Source organism: Saccharothrix algeriensis (assembly GCF_016907655.1).
GTDB lineage: Bacteria > Actinomycetota > Actinomycetes > Mycobacteriales > Pseudonocardiaceae > Actinosynnema > Actinosynnema algeriense.
The window spans coordinates 322,970-339,028 of record NZ_JAFBCL010000001.1 but is presented as its reverse complement, the minus strand read 5'-3'; the positions used below and the strand labels follow the sequence as shown (position 1 = coordinate 339,028).

The 16,059-nt window shown below is 74.7% G+C and carries 16 protein-coding genes; 3 read left to right on the top strand and 13 right to left on the bottom strand.

The genetic code is table 11. The features are described from left to right. Positions 1-8 precede the first annotated feature (8 nt). The 7 genes from JOE68_RS01315 to hpaD all read right to left on the bottom strand — a co-directional run bounded on the left by JOE68_RS01315 (position 9) and on the right by hpaD (position 6,874). Positions 9-803: an SDR family NAD(P)-dependent oxidoreductase gene (locus JOE68_RS01315; RefSeq protein ID WP_204840513.1), complete on the bottom strand. Its 795-nt coding sequence runs from the start codon at positions 801-803 to the stop codon at positions 9-11. Then, entirely contained in the window at positions 770-1,441 is a 672-nt protein-coding gene (locus JOE68_RS01310) for an SDR family NAD(P)-dependent oxidoreductase (protein WP_204840512.1), read from the bottom strand. Before JOE68_RS01310 ends, JOE68_RS01315 begins: the two co-directional genes overlap by 34 nt. Before the next feature lie 76 nt (positions 1,442-1,517). Next, on the bottom strand, positions 1,518-3,020 hold the full coding sequence (gene hpaE, locus JOE68_RS01305; RefSeq protein WP_204840511.1) for a 5-carboxymethyl-2-hydroxymuconate semialdehyde dehydrogenase: 1,503 nt from the start codon (positions 3,018-3,020) through the stop codon (positions 1,518-1,520). Then, positions 3,017-3,949: a 4-hydroxy-tetrahydrodipicolinate synthase gene (gene dapA, locus JOE68_RS01300; RefSeq protein ID WP_204840510.1), complete on the bottom strand. Its 933-nt coding sequence runs from the start codon at positions 3,947-3,949 to the stop codon at positions 3,017-3,019. Before dapA ends, hpaE begins: the two co-directional genes overlap by 4 nt. Further along, positions 3,946-4,617, bottom strand: coding sequence for a GntR family transcriptional regulator (locus JOE68_RS01295; RefSeq protein ID WP_307819420.1), 672 nt, complete (start codon positions 4,615-4,617; stop codon positions 3,946-3,948). Before JOE68_RS01295 ends, dapA begins: the two co-directional genes overlap by 4 nt. Further along, positions 4,614-6,011 (bottom strand): fumarylacetoacetate hydrolase family protein, encoded by a 1,398-nt coding sequence (locus tag JOE68_RS01290; RefSeq protein ID WP_204840508.1) that lies wholly within the window; start codon positions 6,009-6,011, stop codon positions 4,614-4,616. The genes JOE68_RS01295 and JOE68_RS01290 overlap by 4 nt, the downstream gene beginning before the upstream one ends. Next, positions 6,008-6,874, bottom strand: a complete 867-nt coding sequence (gene hpaD / locus JOE68_RS01285) for a 3,4-dihydroxyphenylacetate 2,3-dioxygenase (RefSeq protein WP_239562080.1) — start codon at positions 6,872-6,874, stop codon at positions 6,008-6,010. Before hpaD ends, JOE68_RS01290 begins: the two co-directional genes overlap by 4 nt. A 276-nt stretch (positions 6,875-7,150) precedes the next feature. On the opposite strand from hpaD, the gene JOE68_RS01280 reads away from it, so the two are divergent. The 3 genes from JOE68_RS01280 to JOE68_RS01270 all read left to right on the top strand — a co-directional run bounded on the left by JOE68_RS01280 (position 7,151) and on the right by JOE68_RS01270 (position 10,745). Then, complete coding sequence (locus tag JOE68_RS01280; protein WP_204840507.1) at positions 7,151-8,116, top strand: AraC-like ligand-binding domain-containing protein; 966 nt, start codon at positions 7,151-7,153, stop codon at positions 8,114-8,116. An 89-nt stretch (positions 8,117-8,205) separates the two neighbouring features. Continuing rightward, entirely contained in the window at positions 8,206-9,630 is a 1,425-nt protein-coding gene (locus JOE68_RS01275) for an aldehyde dehydrogenase family protein (RefSeq protein ID WP_204840506.1), read from the top strand. Between the two features lie 638 nt (positions 9,631-10,268). Then, positions 10,269-10,745, top strand: coding sequence for a hypothetical protein (locus JOE68_RS01270; RefSeq protein ID WP_204840505.1), 477 nt, complete (start codon positions 10,269-10,271; stop codon positions 10,743-10,745). Positions 10,746-10,765: 20 nt separating this feature from the next. Here JOE68_RS01270 and JOE68_RS01265 read toward each other — a convergent pair whose 3' ends face one another. The 6 genes from JOE68_RS01265 to JOE68_RS01240 all read right to left on the bottom strand — a co-directional run bounded on the left by JOE68_RS01265 (position 10,766) and on the right by JOE68_RS01240 (position 16,020). After that, a complete protein-coding gene (locus JOE68_RS01265; RefSeq protein ID WP_204840504.1) occupies positions 10,766-11,794 on the bottom strand; it encodes a LuxR C-terminal-related transcriptional regulator in 1,029 nt (342 codons plus the stop codon). A 230-nt stretch (positions 11,795-12,024) separates the two neighbouring features. Next, a complete protein-coding gene (gene lipP1, locus JOE68_RS01260) occupies positions 12,025-12,960 on the bottom strand; it encodes a LipP1 family hormone-sensitive lipase (RefSeq protein ID WP_204840503.1) in 936 nt (311 codons plus the stop codon). Then, a complete protein-coding gene (locus tag JOE68_RS01255) occupies positions 12,944-13,201 on the bottom strand; it encodes a hypothetical protein (RefSeq protein ID WP_204840502.1) in 258 nt (85 codons plus the stop codon). The genes lipP1 and JOE68_RS01255 overlap by 17 nt, the downstream gene beginning before the upstream one ends. A gap of 1 nt (position 13,202) precedes the next feature. After that, positions 13,203-13,919: an SDR family NAD(P)-dependent oxidoreductase gene (locus JOE68_RS01250; RefSeq protein WP_307819419.1), complete on the bottom strand. Its 717-nt coding sequence runs from the start codon at positions 13,917-13,919 to the stop codon at positions 13,203-13,205. Positions 13,920-13,930: 11 nt separating this feature from the next. Next, the gene (locus JOE68_RS01245) at positions 13,931-14,896 is read right to left on the bottom strand and encodes a methyltransferase (RefSeq protein WP_204840500.1); all 966 of its coding nucleotides are present in this window, start codon (positions 14,894-14,896) and stop codon (positions 13,931-13,933) included. Further along, a complete protein-coding gene (locus tag JOE68_RS01240) occupies positions 14,893-16,020 on the bottom strand; it encodes a zinc-binding dehydrogenase (protein ID WP_204840499.1) in 1,128 nt (375 codons plus the stop codon). Before JOE68_RS01240 ends, JOE68_RS01245 begins: the two co-directional genes overlap by 4 nt. Between the last annotated feature and the right edge of the window lie 39 nt (positions 16,021-16,059).

Sequence of the window (16,059 nt, the reverse complement as noted above, 5' to 3'; positions counted from 1 at the left end):
TGTTCCTCTCAGGCCAGTTCGATGGTGGGCAGGTCGACGGCGCTGGCGCCCGCGTCCGCGGTGACGACCGCGCCGCTGACGACGGAGGCGTCCGAGGACGCCAGGAACGCGATCACCGACGCCACCTCCTCCGCCTCGGCCGGCCTGCGCAGCGGCGTGTTCTCGGTGAGCAGCGCGTAGGCGTCGTCCCGGCTGATGCCGCGGGTCTCGCCGAACCGGTCCATCTGCTCGTCGGCCATGGCGGTGCGCACCCAGCCGGGGCACACGGCGTTCGCGCGCACGCCGTGCTTGCCGTAGTCGCGGGCGATGGACCTGGTCAGGCCGATCAGGGCGTGCTTGGTGGCGGTGTAGCCCGCGACCGCCGGCCCGGCGAACAGGCCCGCCAGCGAGGACACCAGCACGACCGAGCCGCCGCCGTCGACCAGGCCGGGCAGCGCGGCCCGGACGGTGACGAACGCGCTGGTCAGGTTCGCGTCCAGGGCCAGCCGCCAGCCCTCGTCGGTGGTCTCACCGGCCGTGCCGAGGCCGTGGCCGCCCGCGTTGGCCACCACCACGTCGATCCGGCCCAACCGCTCGGTCGCCCGCGCCACGACGGCGGCCATCGCCTCGCCGTCGGCGGCGTCGGCGGGCAGCGCCAGCGCGGCGTCGCCGAGCGGGCCGGCGACCTCCTCCAGCGGCGCCGGGCGGCGGCCGGTCAGCACGACCCGGCCGCCCTCGGCGACGACCTGCCGGGCGGTGGCCGCGCCGATGCCGGTGCCGGCGCCGGTGATCAGGGCGACCCGGCCGGTGAATCGAGAGCCCATGTAGGTCCTCCAGTGGTGACGGCGAGGCCGGCGACGGTGTCGGCGACCTCGGCGGGATCGGGGGTGCAGCGGGCGGTGACCGAGCGGACCAGCACGCCCAGCGGCTCGGCGTGCCGGGCGACGGACCGCGCCAGGCCGCGGATGCCGGCCGCCGCGGCGGACTGGTGCGGCAGGTGCGGGCACGAGACGGCGACCGCGACGACCACGCCGCCGTCGTCGCCCATCGCCCGCAGCGCCGCCCGGGTGGTGTAGAACGCGGCGTCGAGCTGGGTGCCGAGCACCAGGTGCCAGGTCTCGTCGTCGACGTCGAGCGGGAACGGCGCCCCGGCCGCCGGACCGCCGCCCGCGGGGGCGCTGCGCCGGGGGCAGGGCAGGGCCGGGGTGGTGGTGACCAGCAGGTCGAGCCGGCCGAAGTGCTCGACCACCGCCGCGACCGCCGACTCCGCCTGGGCGGGGTCACCCGCCTCGGCGCGCACCGCCATGCCGCACCACAGCCCGCCGCCCACCAGCTCCACCGCCGTGGAGTCCGCGTCCAGCGCGGCCACCCGAGCCCCGGCGGCGTCGAGCCTGCGCGCCACCGCCGCGCCGATCCCGGAGCCCGCCCCGGTCACCAGCGCGACCTTGCCCTCCATGCCCATGATCGGACGTTAACCCCGGGGCGCCCGCCTCCCCCATAGCCGGGGGGAGGCGGGTGCGCCCGAGGTCAACGGGTGTTCACGGTCGGGCAACTCCGAAGCGCGGCCCGGTCAGGTCGCCCACGGCGACGTGCACGGCGCGCAGGTCGCTGTAGAAGTCGATGCTGTGCGCACCGCCCTCCCGGCCGACGCCGCTGGCCTTGATGCCGCCGAACGGCGTGCGCAGGTCGCGCACGTTGTGCGAGTTGACCCACACCATCCCGGACTGCACCGCCCGCGCCACGCGGTGGCCGCGCTGCAGGTCGGAGGTCCACACGTAGCCCGCGAGGCCGTACTTGGTGGCGTTGGCCAGGGCCACGGCCTCCTCCTCGGTGTCGAACGGCGTCACGCACACCACCGGCCCGAAGATCTCCTCCTGGAACACCCGCGCGTCCGCCGGCACGTCGGCGAACACCGTGGGGGACAGGAAGTTGCCCGACGGCAGGTGCTCGGGGCGGCTGCCGCCCGCCACCAGCCGCGCCTCCTGCTTGCCGATCTCCACGTACTCCAGCACCCGCGCGTAGTGCTCGGGGTGGATCAGCGCGCCGACCTCGGTGGCCGGGTCCGACGGCAGGCCGACCCGCACGGCCGACGCCCGCGCCGCCAGGGCCTCCACGAACGCGTCGTAGATCTCCCGCTGCACCAGCACCCGCGACGAGGCCGTGCAGCGCTCGCCGTTGAGCGAGAACACGCCGAACACGGCGGCGTCCACGGCGCGGTCGAAGTCGGCGTCGGCGAAGACCACGCACGGCGACTTGCCGCCCAGCTCCATCGACACCTCCTTGAGGTGCTCGGCGGCCGTGCGCATGATGATCTGGCCGGTGCCGCTCTCACCGGTGAACGACAGGCGCGGCACGTCCGGGTGCGCCACCAGGGCCGCGCCCGCCGACTCGCCGATGCCGTGCACCAGGTTGAACACGCCCTCGGGCACGCCCGCCTCGGCCATGATGCCGGGCAGCAGGCTCGCCGACAGCGGCGACCACTCGGCGGGCTTGAGCACCACCGTGCAGCCCGACGCCAGCGACGGCGCGAGCTTCCAGGTCTCCAGCATGAACGGCGTGTTCCACGGCGTGATCAGGCCCGCGACGCCGGCCGGCTGCCGGATCGCGTAGTTGACCTGCTTCTCGCCGACCAGGTAGGCGTCCTCGTGCTGGGCCACGATCACGTCGGCGAAGTAGCGGAAGTTCTCCGCCGCCCGGTGCGCCTGGCCCTTGGCCTGGGTCACCGGCAGGCCGGTGTCGAAGGTCTCCAGCTCGGCCAGCCGGTCGGCGCGCGACTCGATGGCGTCGGCGATCCGGTTGAGCACCTTGGCGCGCTCGCGGTCGGACAGCTTCGGCCACGGGCCCTCGGTGAACGCGCGGCGCGCGGCGGCCACGGCGTTGTCGATGTCGGCGGGGCCGCCGGCGGCGACGCGGCCGTACTCGGCGTCGGTCACCGGGTCGGCGACCGCGAACGTCGCGCCGTCGACCGACGGGACGTCCTTGCCGTCGATGTGGTGCAGCAGCTCGGTGGGCAGGTCGACCGGCTTCTTCACGGTGCTCATGCGTTGACTCCTGACGGGACGAGCAGGTCTTCGGCCTGCGCGCGCAGCGCGTTGATCTTCTCCAGGCCGGCCGGGGTGGGCTGGACCAGGGGCGGGCGGACGTGGGCGCTGGAGATGCGGCCCAGGTCGGCCAGGACGTGCTTGGCCGGCGCCGGGTTGGTCTCCACGAACAGCAGCTCCACCAGCGGGGACAGTCGGTAGTGCAGGTCGATCGCGCCCTGGTGGTCGCCCTCGACGTACAGCTCGTACATGCGGGCCACCGCCGCCGGGGCCAGGTTGGCCAGCGCGCTGACGAACCCGACGCCGCCGATGGCCAGCAGCGGCAGGCACAGCAGCTCGATGCCCGACCACATCAGGAAGTCGCGCCCGCACTTGTGCAGCACGTGCGAGAAGTGCTCGAAGTCCTTCGTGGTCTCCTTGATGCCCACGATGTTGTCGTGGGCGTTGCGGAGCCTGGCCACGGTGTCCGGCGCGATGTCGACGGCCGTGCGGGACGGCACGTTGTAGATCACGATCGGCAGGTCGGGGAACTCCCGCGCCACCGCGTCGTACCACGCGAACAGGCCCTCCTGGGTGGGCCTGCTGTAGTACGGGGTGATGACCAGCGCCAGGTCCGCGCCGAGCTTGCGCGCCTGGTCGGTCAGCTCCAGCGTCGCGTCGAGCGTGACCGCGCCGGTGCCGGGCAGGAACGGGATGGCGTCGCCCAGCTCCTCGGCGACCACGCGCATCGCGGTGATGCGCTCCTCCAGCGACTGCGCGCTGGGCTCGCCGGTCGAACCGCCGATGGACACGCCGTGCGAGCCGGACTCCTTCTGCCAGCGCACCAGCGCGCGCAGGCTGTCGGTGTCCAGCGCGCCCTCGGCGGTGAACGGCGTGATGACGGGCGCGATGGAGCCGCGGATCGACGCCGGGTCGGAACGGAACCTCATGTCGGGAACTCCCCTGAAAGCGGGGCCGGGGACCTGGTGTCCACGGCCCGGAGGGTGTTGAGCTTGTGCTCGCGGGCGAAGCGCTCCACGGCCTCGGCGGGTGCCTCGGCGCGCAGGAGGCGCAGGAGTTCGGCGTGCTCGGCGACCGACTCGCGGGCCCGGCCGGGCACCAGGCTGAACGTGGTCCGCCTGGTCATGTCCAGCCGCGCCCACTCCTTGTGGATCAGCTCGCGCAACCGGGGGTTGGGCGAGGCGTCGCACAGCAGGAGGTGGAACTCGCGGTTGAGCCGGGTGAAGCCGAGCGGGTCGAACTCCACCAGGGACGCGGCCATCAGGTCGTTGAGGTGCGCGGCGCGGTCCAGCATCGACCGGGACAGCCGGGCCTGGGACACCGCGTGGCCCTCCAGGAGCGCGAGCGCCTCCATGGTGTGCCGGTAGGCGGACGGGTCGATGTCGGCGACCTGCGCGCCGACGTTCGGCTCGAACACCACCCAGCCCTCGGCCTGCAGCCGCCGCACGGCCTCCCGCACGGGGACCGGGCTGATGCCCAGCTCCCGGGCGATGCGGTCGAAGACCAGCCGGGCGCCGGGGCCGTAGCGGCCCTCGACGATCCGGTCCCGCAGCGTCTCGTAGGCGTACTGCGTCTTCGACCCGACTATCGCGGTCACTCCGACCACCGCTCGTACTCGGCGCGCTTGGCGGGCCCCATCGGGTACAGGCCGTCGATGTGCTCGCCGTCGGCGACGCGCTCCAGGATGAAGCGCTCCTCGCGCTCCATGGCCACGGCGTCGGCGGCGACCTCGTCCACCAGGGCGGGCGGGATCAGGATGACGCCCTCGGCGTCGCCCACCAGCACGTCGCCGGGCCGCACCAGCACGCCCGCGCACGCCACGTCCACGCCGACCTCCCACGGCACGTGCCGGCGGCCCAGGACCGCCGCGTGCGCGCCGGCGCTGTAGGCCGGGAGGTCGATGCCGGCGAACGCCGGGCTGTCGCGCAGGCACCCGTCGGTGACCACGCCCGCCGCCCCGCGCTTGACCGCGCGCAGCGCCAGGATGTCGCCCAGCGTGCCCGCGCCGTGGTCCTCCCGCGCGTCGATGACCAGCACCTGGCCGGGCCCGATGGACTCGACCGCGCGCTTCTGGGCGTTCATGCCGCCGCCGCGCTCGGCGAACTGGTCCTCGCGCAGCGGCAGGAACCGCAGCGTGTGCGCGGTGCCGACCATCCGCAGGTCGGGCCGCGCCGGGCGCAGGCCGGTCAGGAACGTGTGGTGCAGCCCGCGCTTGCGCAGCTGGCTGGACAGCGTCGCGGTGGACACCGACCGCAGCGCCGCCTCGGTCTCCGGCTTGATGGCCGGGACCGAGCCGCCGACGGCCGCCGCGCGGTCCTCGCGGGTGACCTTGGGCCGGGCGCCGGGCTTGGCCAGCGGCTCGGCCTCGCGGACGGTGTTGCGCAGCCGCTCGGTGTCGTTGACCGCCACCTCGACGACGTCGCCGGGCGAGACGACGGTCGCGCCGGTCGGCGTGCCGGTGAGGATGATGTCACCGGGCTCCAGCGTCACGTTGCGGCTCAGGTCCGCGATCAGGTACGCGAAGTCGAACAGCAGGTCGCCGGTGTTGTCGTCCTGCACCAGCTCGCCGTTGACCCAGGTGCGCAGCCGCAGGTCGGCCAGGTCGACCTCCCGCGGGTCCAGCAGGACCGGGCCCACCGGGGTGTAGCCGTCCGCGCCCTTGGAGCGCAGGTTGGAGCCGCGGTCGGCGTAGCGCAGGTCGTGCACGCCGAAGTCGTTGGCCGCGGCGATGCCGCCGATGTAGTCGGCGGCATCCTCGCGGGCGACCCGGCTGGCGCGCTTGCCGACGACCACCGCGATCTCACCCTCGAACGCCGACAGCTCGGTGCCCTCGGGCCGCACCAGGTCGCAGCCCGACCAGGACAGCGACGACGGCGGCTTGAGGAAGTACGACGGCTCCTCCGGGAACCGGCCGCGCTCGGCGGCGCGGCTGCGGAAGTTCAGGTGCACCGCGATGATCTTGGTGGGCGCCAGGCCCAGGGGGTGGGTCATGCCTTGAGTCCGTCCGGGATCGGGAAGTCGACGATCACCTGGCCGGTGCCGCTGCTGGGGAAGTAGTCGCACAGCTGCTCGCCGTGACCGCTGTAGGCGTCCCAGCCGAGGATGCCGAACAGCATCGCGGTGTCGGCCATCGCGGCCTCGCCGGTGAACCGCTCGTTGTAGGCGGGCAGCGCGGCCAGGAACTCCGCGATGTTGCCGTTCTGCCACTGGTCGAGCACCAGGCGGTCGGCCTGCTCGTTGATCGGGTTGCTGATCTTGTCCAGGTACTGCGAGGAGACCTCGTTCGGCGGGAACTGGTGCGACAGCGAGCCGCTGGCCAGGAAGGCCACCTTGCGGTCGCTGCGCAGCACGGCCCGCGCGATCGCCTCGCCGACCCGGCGGTTCTCGTCGATCGAGGAGTAGATGTTGCACCCGACCGGCACCACCGCGAGCGGCCGGTCCACCTCGCGGTTCATGAAGTGCATCGGCACCAGCGTGGCGTACTCCAGGCCGAGGTCCTTCACGTCGTGGACCATCGACTTCTGACCGCCGGCGTTGATCTCCTCGCCGATCAGCCGCGCCAGCTCCGGGGACCCGGGGTAGTCGTACTCCAGGTCGGCGATGAAGTGGGGCAGCTCGTGCGAGGCGTAGCTGCCCTGGTGGCGAGCCTTCCCGTTGATGTGGAAGCTCATGCTGTTCATCCAGTGCGAGTCGGCCACCACGAAGGTGTCCGCGCCGCGCTCGCGCGCCCGGCGGCCCACCTCGGCCAGGCCGACCTCGGCGTGCCTGCGGATGCCGTGGTGCTTGCCGGATTGGATGGACAGCCAGATCGACGGGACATGTGTGATCTTCGCTGCCAGCACGACCTCACCCATGGTCACCTCCACATCGGGGATCGTGTAGCGGATCGAATACGATCCGTTCGCGGAGCACTCTGTTGTGTCCGCTACCCAGGTTTAACAGGACACCGGGAAGGTACTGTTGACCGGGGACGCACGCCGTTTGACTCCGGGCGCACCGGCCGGCGGCCCGTTCACGACTCGGCAACGAACACTTGACGAACGGGCGATGTCGGACGACTGTGCCTGTCACCCAGTGTTACCCGAACCACTTTTCCAGCGCGAGCCTGCGCCGGTCGAAGGAGGGCGACGATGTCCTACGTGCTGACCACCGCCGGTGTGCCCGCGACGCAGCAGTTCGACCTCTGGCAGTCGGCCGTGTCGCAGACCTTCGTGCCCCTGGAGGCCACCGCCGGCGAGCACGCGGCCTTCCGCGGCCGGCTGCGCGGGCAGAACCTGGGCAGCGTGTCGGTGTACGAGGCGTCAGCGGACGCGCACACCGTGCGACGGACCTCGCGCACCATCGCCCGCGCCACGGCGGACCACTACAAGCTGTCGCTGCAGCTGCACGGCAGCGCCAAGCTCAGCCAGGACGGGCGGCAGGCGGCGCTGCGGCCGGGCGACTTCGCCATCTACGACACCACCCGGCCCTACTCGCTGGCCTTCGACGACGTGTCCTCCACCCTGGTGCTGATGTTCCCCCGGTCCATGCTGTGCCTGCCCACCGGCCAGGTGGAGCGGCTGACCGCGACCCGGTTCGCGGGCGGGCAGGGCGTCAGCGGGATCGTCAGCACCACCCTCGTGCAGCTGGCGCGCAACATCGACGACCCGCAGGTGCACGGCAGCGTCCGGCTGGCCCGCAACGTGGTCGACCTGCTGGGCACCGCGCTGGCCGACCAGGTCGACTACGCCGACGTGCCCGCCGAGACCTCCCGCGCGGCGATGCTGGTCAAGATCAAGTCATACGTGGAGGCCCACCTGGAGGACCCGGAGCTCTCGCCCGGCGACATCGCGGCGGCCCACCACATCTCCACCCGGTACCTGCACAAGCTGTTCAGCGAGGCGGGCACGACGGTGTCCGGCTGGATCCGCCACCGCCGCCTGGAGCGCTGCGGCCAGGACCTGGCCGACCCCGGCAAGCACCAGCTCGCGATCGGCGTCATCGGGGCCCGCTGGGGCCTGGTGGACGCCTCGTACCTGAGCCGGGCTTTCAAGACCGAGTACGGGTTGTCCCCCTCGGAGTACCGGCGGCGCAGCGTCGAGCACCGGGCGCGCTGACGGTCAAGCTCCGTGCGCCCGCAGCCAAGCCTTCGGGTCGCCCGGCGGCAGAGACTGGCCCGCGATCAGCCAGTGGGAGGGGAGTCGACATGCGCGCGACAGGTCTTTACATCGGCGGCCAGTGGACCGCCGGGGCGGGGGAGTTCACCACCACCGACCCCGCCACCGACGAGGCGCTGGCCGTCTGCGCCGACGCGAGCGCCTCGGACGTCGACGACGCCGTCGCCGCCGCGCGCGAGGCCCTGCCCATCTGGGGCGCCACCCCCGCCCCCGAGCGCGCGGCGCTGCTGTGGCGGCTGGCCGACCTGATCGAGGCCGACGCGGAGAAGCTGGCCGAGCTGGAGACCCGCGACCAGGGCCAGCCGCTGGGCGTGGCCCGCGCGGTCAGCGTCACCGGCGCGGCCGAGCACTTCCGGTACTTCGCCGGCTGGGCGACCAAGCTCGACGGCGCGGTGCGCTCGGTGTCCTTCCCCGACACGCTCCAGTTCGACCGCCGCGTGCCGGTCGGCGTGTGCGCCCTGATCGCGCCGTGGAACTTCCCCCTGATGATCATGGCGTGGAAGCTGGCGCCCGCCCTGGCCTGCGGCAACACCGCGGTCATCAAGCCCGCCGAGCAGACGCCGCTGAGCACCGTGCGGCTGGTCGAGCTGTGCGTCGAGGCCGGGTTCCCGCCCGGCGTGGTGAACCTGGTGACCGGCGGCCCGGAGACCGGCAAGGCCCTGGTCCGCCACCCCGGCGTGGACAAGGTGTCGTTCACCGGCTCGACCTCGGTGGGCCGCGACATCGTCGCCGCCTCGGCGGCCGACCTCAAGCGGGTGACGCTGGAGCTGGGCGGCAAGACGCCGACCGTCATCGCCCGCGACGCCGACATCGACGCGGCCGTGGCCGGCACCGTCGCGGGCGGGCTGCTCAACAGCGGCCAGGTCTGCGCCGCCTACGCCCGGCTCTACGTCGACAAGGCGCGGCAGGACGAGTTCGCCACCAAGCTGTCCACCGCGGTCTCCGGGCTGCGCCTGGGCGCGGGCCTGCACCCCGACACCGACCTGGGCCCGCTGGTCAGCGCCGAGCACCGGGACCGCGTGGACGGCTTCGTGCGCGGCGCGGTGGCCGAGGGCGCGGACCTGCTGACCGGCGGGTCGCGCGGCGACGGCCCCGGCCACTTCTTCCAGCCGACGGTCTTCGCCTCGGTGCAGGACAGCATGGCCATCGCCCGCGAGGAGGTCTTCGGGCCCGTGCTGGCGGTGCTGGACTACGACGACGAGGACGAGCTGCTGCACCGCGTCAACGACTCGCCCTACGGCCTGGCGGCGGCGGTGTGGAGCAACGACCTGCGCACGGCCCACCGCCTGGCCGACGGCATCCGGGCCGGCGCGGTGTTCGTCAACATGCCCTGCATCCCCGACGCGGCGGCCCCGTGGGGCGGGTTCCGCTCCAGCGGCTGGGGCCGCGAGATGGGCCCCTACGCCATCGACGCCTACACCGAGATCAAGGGTGTGTGGATGCACCACGGCTGAGCCGCCCGTCCCCCGGCGATCGCGCCCCCGACCACCACCGGTCGGGGGCGCGACCGCTTTCGCGCGGCGCGCCCGCCGGGGCGCTCCGCGCGACAGCGCGGGAGAACAATTCCCCCCGGAGGGAATACCCGACCGTTCGGGTGATGCCGACGGATCGTGCGGTTCTCCGCGCGCCCCGGCCGCCTATTCTCCGGTTCGCGCCGGCGTGCGCGGGGGAGGGACATGGGCGGCTACGGGGTCGACGTGGCGGGGTGGCGGGAGGCGGCCGGCGCGGCGGTGTCCGCGGGTGGGCGGGGGTGGCGGACCGGGCCGGGCGGCGCCGTGCCCGCGGCGCCGCCCGGCTCCCGGGCAGCCGACGGCGGGCGCGGGGGCGGACCGCCCGGGGAACCGCGCGTGGAATTCGACGGCGATTTCGCCCGCGGTCCGGCGGGACCGCGCCGGGAGGCCCACCGGGGCGGGGCGGAACGGCGCGCGGGATCGCGCCTCGCCCAAGGGGCGGGCGCGCCGGCGGCGCACGGGGACCACCGGAAGAACGCCGGCCGGCCGTGCGAGCCCGACCGCGGGAGGGCCCGCCGGGAGTGCCCGGGGGAGCGGCGCTAGTGGGCGGGTCGACCGGTGTCCGGCCGTGGGTGGTCGGGGTGACGTCGGTGGTCGCGCTGGCGGTCGCCGCCCTGGGCGGGGTCTCGGGCTACCACCTGCTGAGGGAGGGGGCGGAGCCGATGGCGGCCACCGGGGCGGTCAAGGCGGGCACGGGCGAGCTGCGCGAGGACCTGGACCCGCTGCGCGAGCGGTTCCCGCCGCTGGTCGGGGCGATCGGCGCGCGGTGGCTGTCGGGCGCCTACGGCCGCGGCGGCGCGCCCGGCCCGTCGACGTACTGGATCGACGCGGTGGTGGCGCTGCCCGCCGAGGAGGTGCGGCGGCTGGTCGCCGCGCACGGGCCGACCGCGCAGGGGCGGTCGCCGGAGGTGGTCGACGGGCTGCGCGACCGGCTGCCGGCGGGGCCGTTCCTGACCGGCGAGGCGCTGGACCGGGCGTTCGGGCACGAGCGCTGGACGGTGTCGGCCTACCTGGACGAGCAGGCCGGCCAGGTGGTGCTCGTCGCCACCGGGGCGTGAGCGGCCGGTCCCGGCGCGGATCAGATCCAGTACGGGTCCGCGCCGCGGGTCAGGCGCAGCAGGGAGCCGACGCCGCTCGGGTCCGGGGAGGGCCGCACGAACCCCGCCCGCGCGGCGATGCCGGCCGCCTCGCCGCGCGACTGGCAGTCCAGCTTGGTCAGCAGGCGCTCCACGTAGGTCTCCACGGTGCGCCTGCTGACCACCAGGCTCTCCGCGATCGCCTGGTTGGACAGGCCCGCCACCAGGCCGGTCGCGATGTCCAGCTCGCGCGCGGTCAGGCCGGAGGGGTTCTCGAACGGGGCGCAGGCCGCGACCACGCCGTTGCGGGGCCCGTCGACCACGCGCAGCAGGCGCACCCGGTACCAGCCGTCCTTCGCCGGCCACAGGAACGGCACCGTGCGCACGCCCAGCGCGGCGAAGGACTCCGCGAGCCCCCGCAGGTTCGGGTCGTCGGCGATCGGCGCGGGGGAGCGGCCCGCGACCGGGCCCGCGGCGGGCGACAGCCAGCTCGCCGACCACTCGGGGCCGAACCACGCGTCGAAGGCCGGGCAGTGCAGCGGGTCCACCCGGCGGGCCAGGGCGGAGCCGACCTGCGCCACGAAGTGCCGCGCCTCCTCGTCGAAGGCGGCCCGCACCGGCGCGTTGGCGTGCAGGACGCCCACCACCTGCTCGCGCCCGCCCAGGCGCAGCACCGCCGACAGCCCGTCCTCGAACCCGGCCGGGCGCAGGCGCTCCTGGTAGTGCGGCGAGTCGCGGAAGTTGTGCGGCATGTCGTCCATCAGCAGCGGCACCGCCGAGTCGAACAGCTGGCCGCCCCAGCGGGTGCGCGGCAGCTCGTGGGCCAGCTCCTGGCTGATGGCGCGGTTGTAGCCGTCCTCGGCCATCACCACGAAGCCGCGCGACACCGGGTCCCAGCCGGTGACCTGGACCGCGCACAGGTCGGGCAGCGCCGTGCGCAGGGCGGCGAAGACCTCACCCCACTCCACGGCGGCGCCGCTGCCCAGGGCGGAGCCGATGCGCACCGCCGAGGCCACTTTCGTGGTGTCCATCGCGCCTCCTCGTAGGCGCCCAAACCTACGGTGTGTGACGTGACCCCGGCAACAGAGTCACGACCGGGGCGCGCGAAGGGGCGCACGGTCGGAACCTCGTGCCGCGGGGTGAACCCGGTTGACCGCCAGTTACCTGAACGGTCTACCACACCAGGGGCCGAAGGAGATCCACTTCGGCGCATTCCGCGCCCCGCCGACCGGCGCCGGGCGGGTTCCCCGCCCGGCGCCGGTCAGCGCAGGACCTCCTGGGCGAACGCGGCCCGCAGCGCCGCCGCGGCGCGGGCGTGCGCCTCGGCGGACACGCTGAGCTGGTCGACCAGCAGCGCGAAGAAGCCGTGGATCTGGCCCTCGTAGCGCAGCAGGGTCACCGGCACGCCCGCGTCCAGCAGCCGGTGCGCGTACTCCTCGGCCTCGTCCCGCAGCGGGTCGTACTCGGCGGTCATCACCAGCGCCGGCGGCAGGCCGCCCAGGTGGGAGGCCGCCAGCGGCGCCAGGTAGGGGTCGTCCAGGTCCGACGGGTCGCGCGGGTACTGCCGGAAGAACCACTCCATGCTCTCCCGGTCCAGGAAGTGGCCCTGGCCGTAGTCCACGTAGGACGGCCGGTCGCTGGGCGGCGCGGTCACCGGGGTCGCCAGCAGTTGCAGCGAGATCGCCGGGCCGTCGTGGTCGCGGGCCATCAGGGACACCACGGCCGCCAGGTTGCCGCCCGCGCTCTCCCCGCCGACCGCGACCCGCCCGTCCGCGCCGATCTCCGCCCCGTGGGCGGCGACCCACGTCAGCGCGGCGTAGGCGTCCTCGACGGCGGCCGGGTAGCGGTGCTCGGGCGCGAGCCGGTAGTCCACCGACACCACGACCACGCCCACCGCGTTGCACAGCGCCCGGCAGGTGGCGTCGTTCTCGTCGAGCGACCCCAGGACCCAGCCCCCGCCGTGGTACCACACCAGCACCGGGAACGGGCCGTCGCCGTGCGGCGTGTAGACCCGGACCGGGATCTCCGCCGCCGGGCCGGGGACCGTGCGGTCGACCACCGACTCGACGGGCTCGGGCCTGGGCGAGGGCCGCCACGACGCGGCGAACGCCGCGCGCACCCGCGCCGGCGTGGCCTCGCCGTCGGGCACCAGCCCGCCCCGGGCTATCACCGCCCGCGCTTCAGGGTGCAGGGGCATCGGCGCCGTCCTCCGCGTCCGGTCCCCCGCCGGACCGCCGCGCCGCGGCGGTCCGGCGGGGGACGTCGTTGTCGTCCTGGTCGTGCGACAGCGCCGCGCGGGTCGCGAACACCGCGCCGCCGCCAGGGGGGCCCAGCACCGCCGGGGCTGACCGGCGGCGGGCCACCGGGCCGCCCGGCCGCGTGCGCAGCCGGTCGGCGCGGCCCGCGACGGGCGCCCCGGCCTGGTCGACGGGTGTCATCTCACCCCCTCAGCAGCTGTCCGCCGTCGATGGGCAGCACGGTCCCGGTGATGTGGCGGGCCTCCAGCGAGGCCAGCAGCAGCACCGTCGGCACCAGGTCGTCGGTGTTGGCCAGCCGACCCAGCGGGATGCGCCCGACCCACGGCGCGCGCGCCGCCGGGTCGGCCATGGCCGCGGCCGTCAGCGGCGTCTCGACCGGGCCGGGGGCGACCGCGTTGACCCGGATGTTGTGCGGGGCCAGCTCCAGCGCCGCCGACCGGGTCAGCGCGTTCAGCGCCGCCTTGGTCGCCTCGTAGTGGCCCAGGCCGACGGTCGGCTGCAGGGAGCCGGCCGAGCTGATGTGGACGATGGAGCCGCCGCGCCGGGCCGCGATCATCGCCTCGCCGACCGCCTGGGTGACCAGGAAGGTGCCGCGCAGGTTCACCGCGTACACCGCGTCGAGCACCTCGACGGGCAGCGACAGCAGCGGCGCCGCGCCGCCGACCACGCCCGCCGCGTGCACCAGCACGTCGAGCGGGCCCAGCTCGGCGACGGTCTTGGCCACGCCGGTGCGCACCGACTCCGGGTCGCGCACGTCCATGTCCACCGCGAACCCGCCGAACTCCTCGGCCTTGCGGGCCAGCCCGACCGCGTCCACGTCGGCGATCGCGACGCGGTGCCCGCGCCCGGCCAGCGCCGTGGCGATCGCCCCACCGATACCACCGGCTCCGCCGGTCACCAGCGCCACCATCACACGGCCTCCGCGATCACGACGCGCGGGCTGCCCGGCAGCGGGCGGGTTCGCAGGAAGTGCCAGCCGGTGTCGGCCAGCCAGCCGCGGACCTCGTCCTCGGGGTGCACGACGGTGCCGTCGACGACCAGGTACTCGCCGGCCATCACCGGGTCGAGCCGGCGGCCGTCGCCCGCGTCGAGCAGGAAGTCCAGCACCAGCAGGCGGGCGCCCGGATCGACCGCGGCGCGCGCGGTGCGCAGGATGGCCTTGTTCTGCTCGGCGTCGAACCGGTGGACGACGTGCTCCAGCAGCACGGCGTCGTAGCGGCCGGGCACCTCGCCGGTCAGCGGGTCGGCCTCGTGGAAGGAGATCCGGTCGGCCAGGCCGGGCGGCAGCGAGCCCTCGACCAGGTCCAGGAAGTCCCTGGTGGTGACGAACGCGCCGGTGAGCCGGGGGTAGCGCTTGACGGCCTCGACGAGGAACGCCGTGGACAGCCCGCCCAGGTCCAGCACGCGCTCGTGCCGCGCGAAGTCGTAGTGCTCGGCCAGCATGACCGCGTGCAGCGAGTTGTAGGTCTGCACGCCGCTGGTGAACACCCCCCGCCGCGCCTCGTCCAGTTCTAACGGGCCGGGTTGCGCGGAGCGCATGGACGAGGTGTAGTGCAGCCAGTGCGGGTAGCTCAGGGCGTCCCAGAACGCCAGGTGCGGCCGCAGGTCCAGCCCGCCGTGCCCGGCGAGGTAAGCCTCGGTCACCGGGGTGTTGGCGTACTTGCCGTCGCGGTGCTCCAGCAGGTCCAGGCCCACCATCGCGTCGGCCAGGATGCGCGCGGAGCGCTCCGGCAGCTCGGCGCGCTCGGCCAGCTCCAGCGAGTTCGCGGGGCCCAGCGCGAGCGCGGAGAACACGCCCAGCTCGCTCGCCGCGAACAGCTGCTTGGCGGCCATGAACCCGGTGGCGACGGCCACCAGCGGGGTCGGGTCGGTCATCGGGGAACCTCCTGGTCCAGTCCGGGGTCGACGACGGCCTTGACCGCGGCCATCGACTGCGTGTCGCGAATCGCCTGCTCGGCTCCGGCGAGCCCGACGGCGGGGGAGAACATGGCGTCCCACTCGAAGCGGTCGGCGAACGCCGTGAGGAAGCGCAGCGCGCGGGCCAGGTCGCCCACGTCGCCGTGCAGCGAGCCGACGACGCTGATCTCGCGGCCCAGCACGACGTCCATCGGCACCGGCGCGGCGTCCGGGCCGGCGGCGCCCACCACGACGTGGGTGCCGCGCTTGGCGCACATCAGCACGCCCTCGCGGTTGGCGGTGGGCGCGCCCGCGAAGTCCAGCACCAGGTCCGCGCCCAGCGCGCCGGTCATCTCCTCGACCTGCGCGACCCGCTCGTCGGGGTCGGTGACCTCGGTGACGTCGATGGTGGCGTCCGCGCCGTACTTCGCGGCCAGCGCCAGCCGGCCGGCCGGCCCGCCGAGGGTGATGACCTGGCCCGCGCCGGCGGCGCGGGCGTACGCGGTGGCCACCAGGCCCAGCGGGCCCGCGCCCTGCACGGCCACCGTGGAGCCCGGCCGCACGCCGCCCGCGTTGGCGTACGCCCGCACGACGGTCTTGACCGCGCACCCGGCCGAGGCCGCCCAGGTGTCGGGCACGTCGGGCGCGAGGACGATCCGGTCCGCGCCCGGCGGGAGGTAGGCGTACTCCGAGAGCCCGCCGATGGCGTAGGGCCAGCGGTCGGCGCGCTGGCTGAAGCCGTAGCCGCGGTGGTCGCACAGCACCGGCTCGCGCAGCACGGTGCAGCCCGCGCAGTGGCCGCAGACCGCCTCCGACCACACGACGCGGCTGCCGATCCCGACCGGCTTGCCGCAGGCGTCCCGGCCGGAGTGCGCGCCCAGCGCCACGACCTCGCCGGTCATCTCGTGGCCCAGGACGATCGGCAGCGGCACCGACGGCAGGGCGCCCGCCCACAGGTGCGCGTCCGTGCCGCACAGCGTGGTGCTGGTGATCCGCACGATCGCCGAGCCCGGCGGCAGCTCCCGCGGCAGCGGCAGCTCGGTCAGCTCCAGCGGCGCGTTGAACTCGCGCAGCACCGCCGCGCGGGTCGCGGTGGGGTGCATCTACGCCTCCCCGCCGGCGGGCGCCGCGGTCGGCGGCGG

What these genes read in the sequence shown, in the direction of transcription:
- JOE68_RS01315 (WP_204840513.1), bottom strand. Translation starts at nt 803, where the DNA reads ATGGGCTCTCGATTCACCGGCCGGGTCGCCCTGATCACCGGCGCCGGC.
- JOE68_RS01310 (WP_204840512.1), bottom strand. Translation starts at nt 1,441, where the DNA reads ATGGGCATGGAGGGCAAGGTCGCGCTGGTGACCGGGGCGGGCTCCGGG.
- hpaE (WP_204840511.1), bottom strand. Translation starts at nt 3,020, where the DNA reads ATGAGCACCGTGAAGAAGCCGGTCGACCTGCCCACCGAGCTGCTGCAC.
- dapA (WP_204840510.1), bottom strand. Translation starts at nt 3,949, where the DNA reads ATGAGGTTCCGTTCCGACCCGGCGTCGATCCGCGGCTCCATCGCGCCC.
- JOE68_RS01290 (WP_204840508.1), bottom strand. Translation starts at nt 6,011, where the DNA reads ATGACCCACCCCCTGGGCCTGGCGCCCACCAAGATCATCGCGGTGCAC.
- hpaD (WP_239562080.1), bottom strand. Translation starts at nt 6,874, where the DNA reads ATGGGTGAGGTCGTGCTGGCAGCGAAGATCACACATGTCCCGTCGATC.
- JOE68_RS01280 (WP_204840507.1), top strand. Translation starts at nt 7,151, where the DNA reads ATGTCCTACGTGCTGACCACCGCCGGTGTGCCCGCGACGCAGCAGTTC.
- JOE68_RS01275 (WP_204840506.1), top strand. Translation starts at nt 8,206, where the DNA reads ATGCGCGCGACAGGTCTTTACATCGGCGGCCAGTGGACCGCCGGGGCG.
- JOE68_RS01265 (WP_204840504.1), bottom strand. Translation starts at nt 11,794, where the DNA reads ATGGACACCACGAAAGTGGCCTCGGCGGTGCGCATCGGCTCCGCCCTG.
- lipP1 (WP_204840503.1), bottom strand. Translation starts at nt 12,960, where the DNA reads ATGCCCCTGCACCCTGAAGCGCGGGCGGTGATAGCCCGGGGCGGGCTG.
- JOE68_RS01255 (WP_204840502.1), bottom strand. Translation starts at nt 13,201, where the DNA reads ATGACACCCGTCGACCAGGCCGGGGCGCCCGTCGCGGGCCGCGCCGAC.
- JOE68_RS01245 (WP_204840500.1), bottom strand. Translation starts at nt 14,896, where the DNA reads ATGACCGACCCGACCCCGCTGGTGGCCGTCGCCACCGGGTTCATGGCC.
- JOE68_RS01240 (WP_204840499.1), bottom strand. Translation starts at nt 16,020, where the DNA reads ATGCACCCCACCGCGACCCGCGCGGCGGTGCTGCGCGAGTTCAACGCG.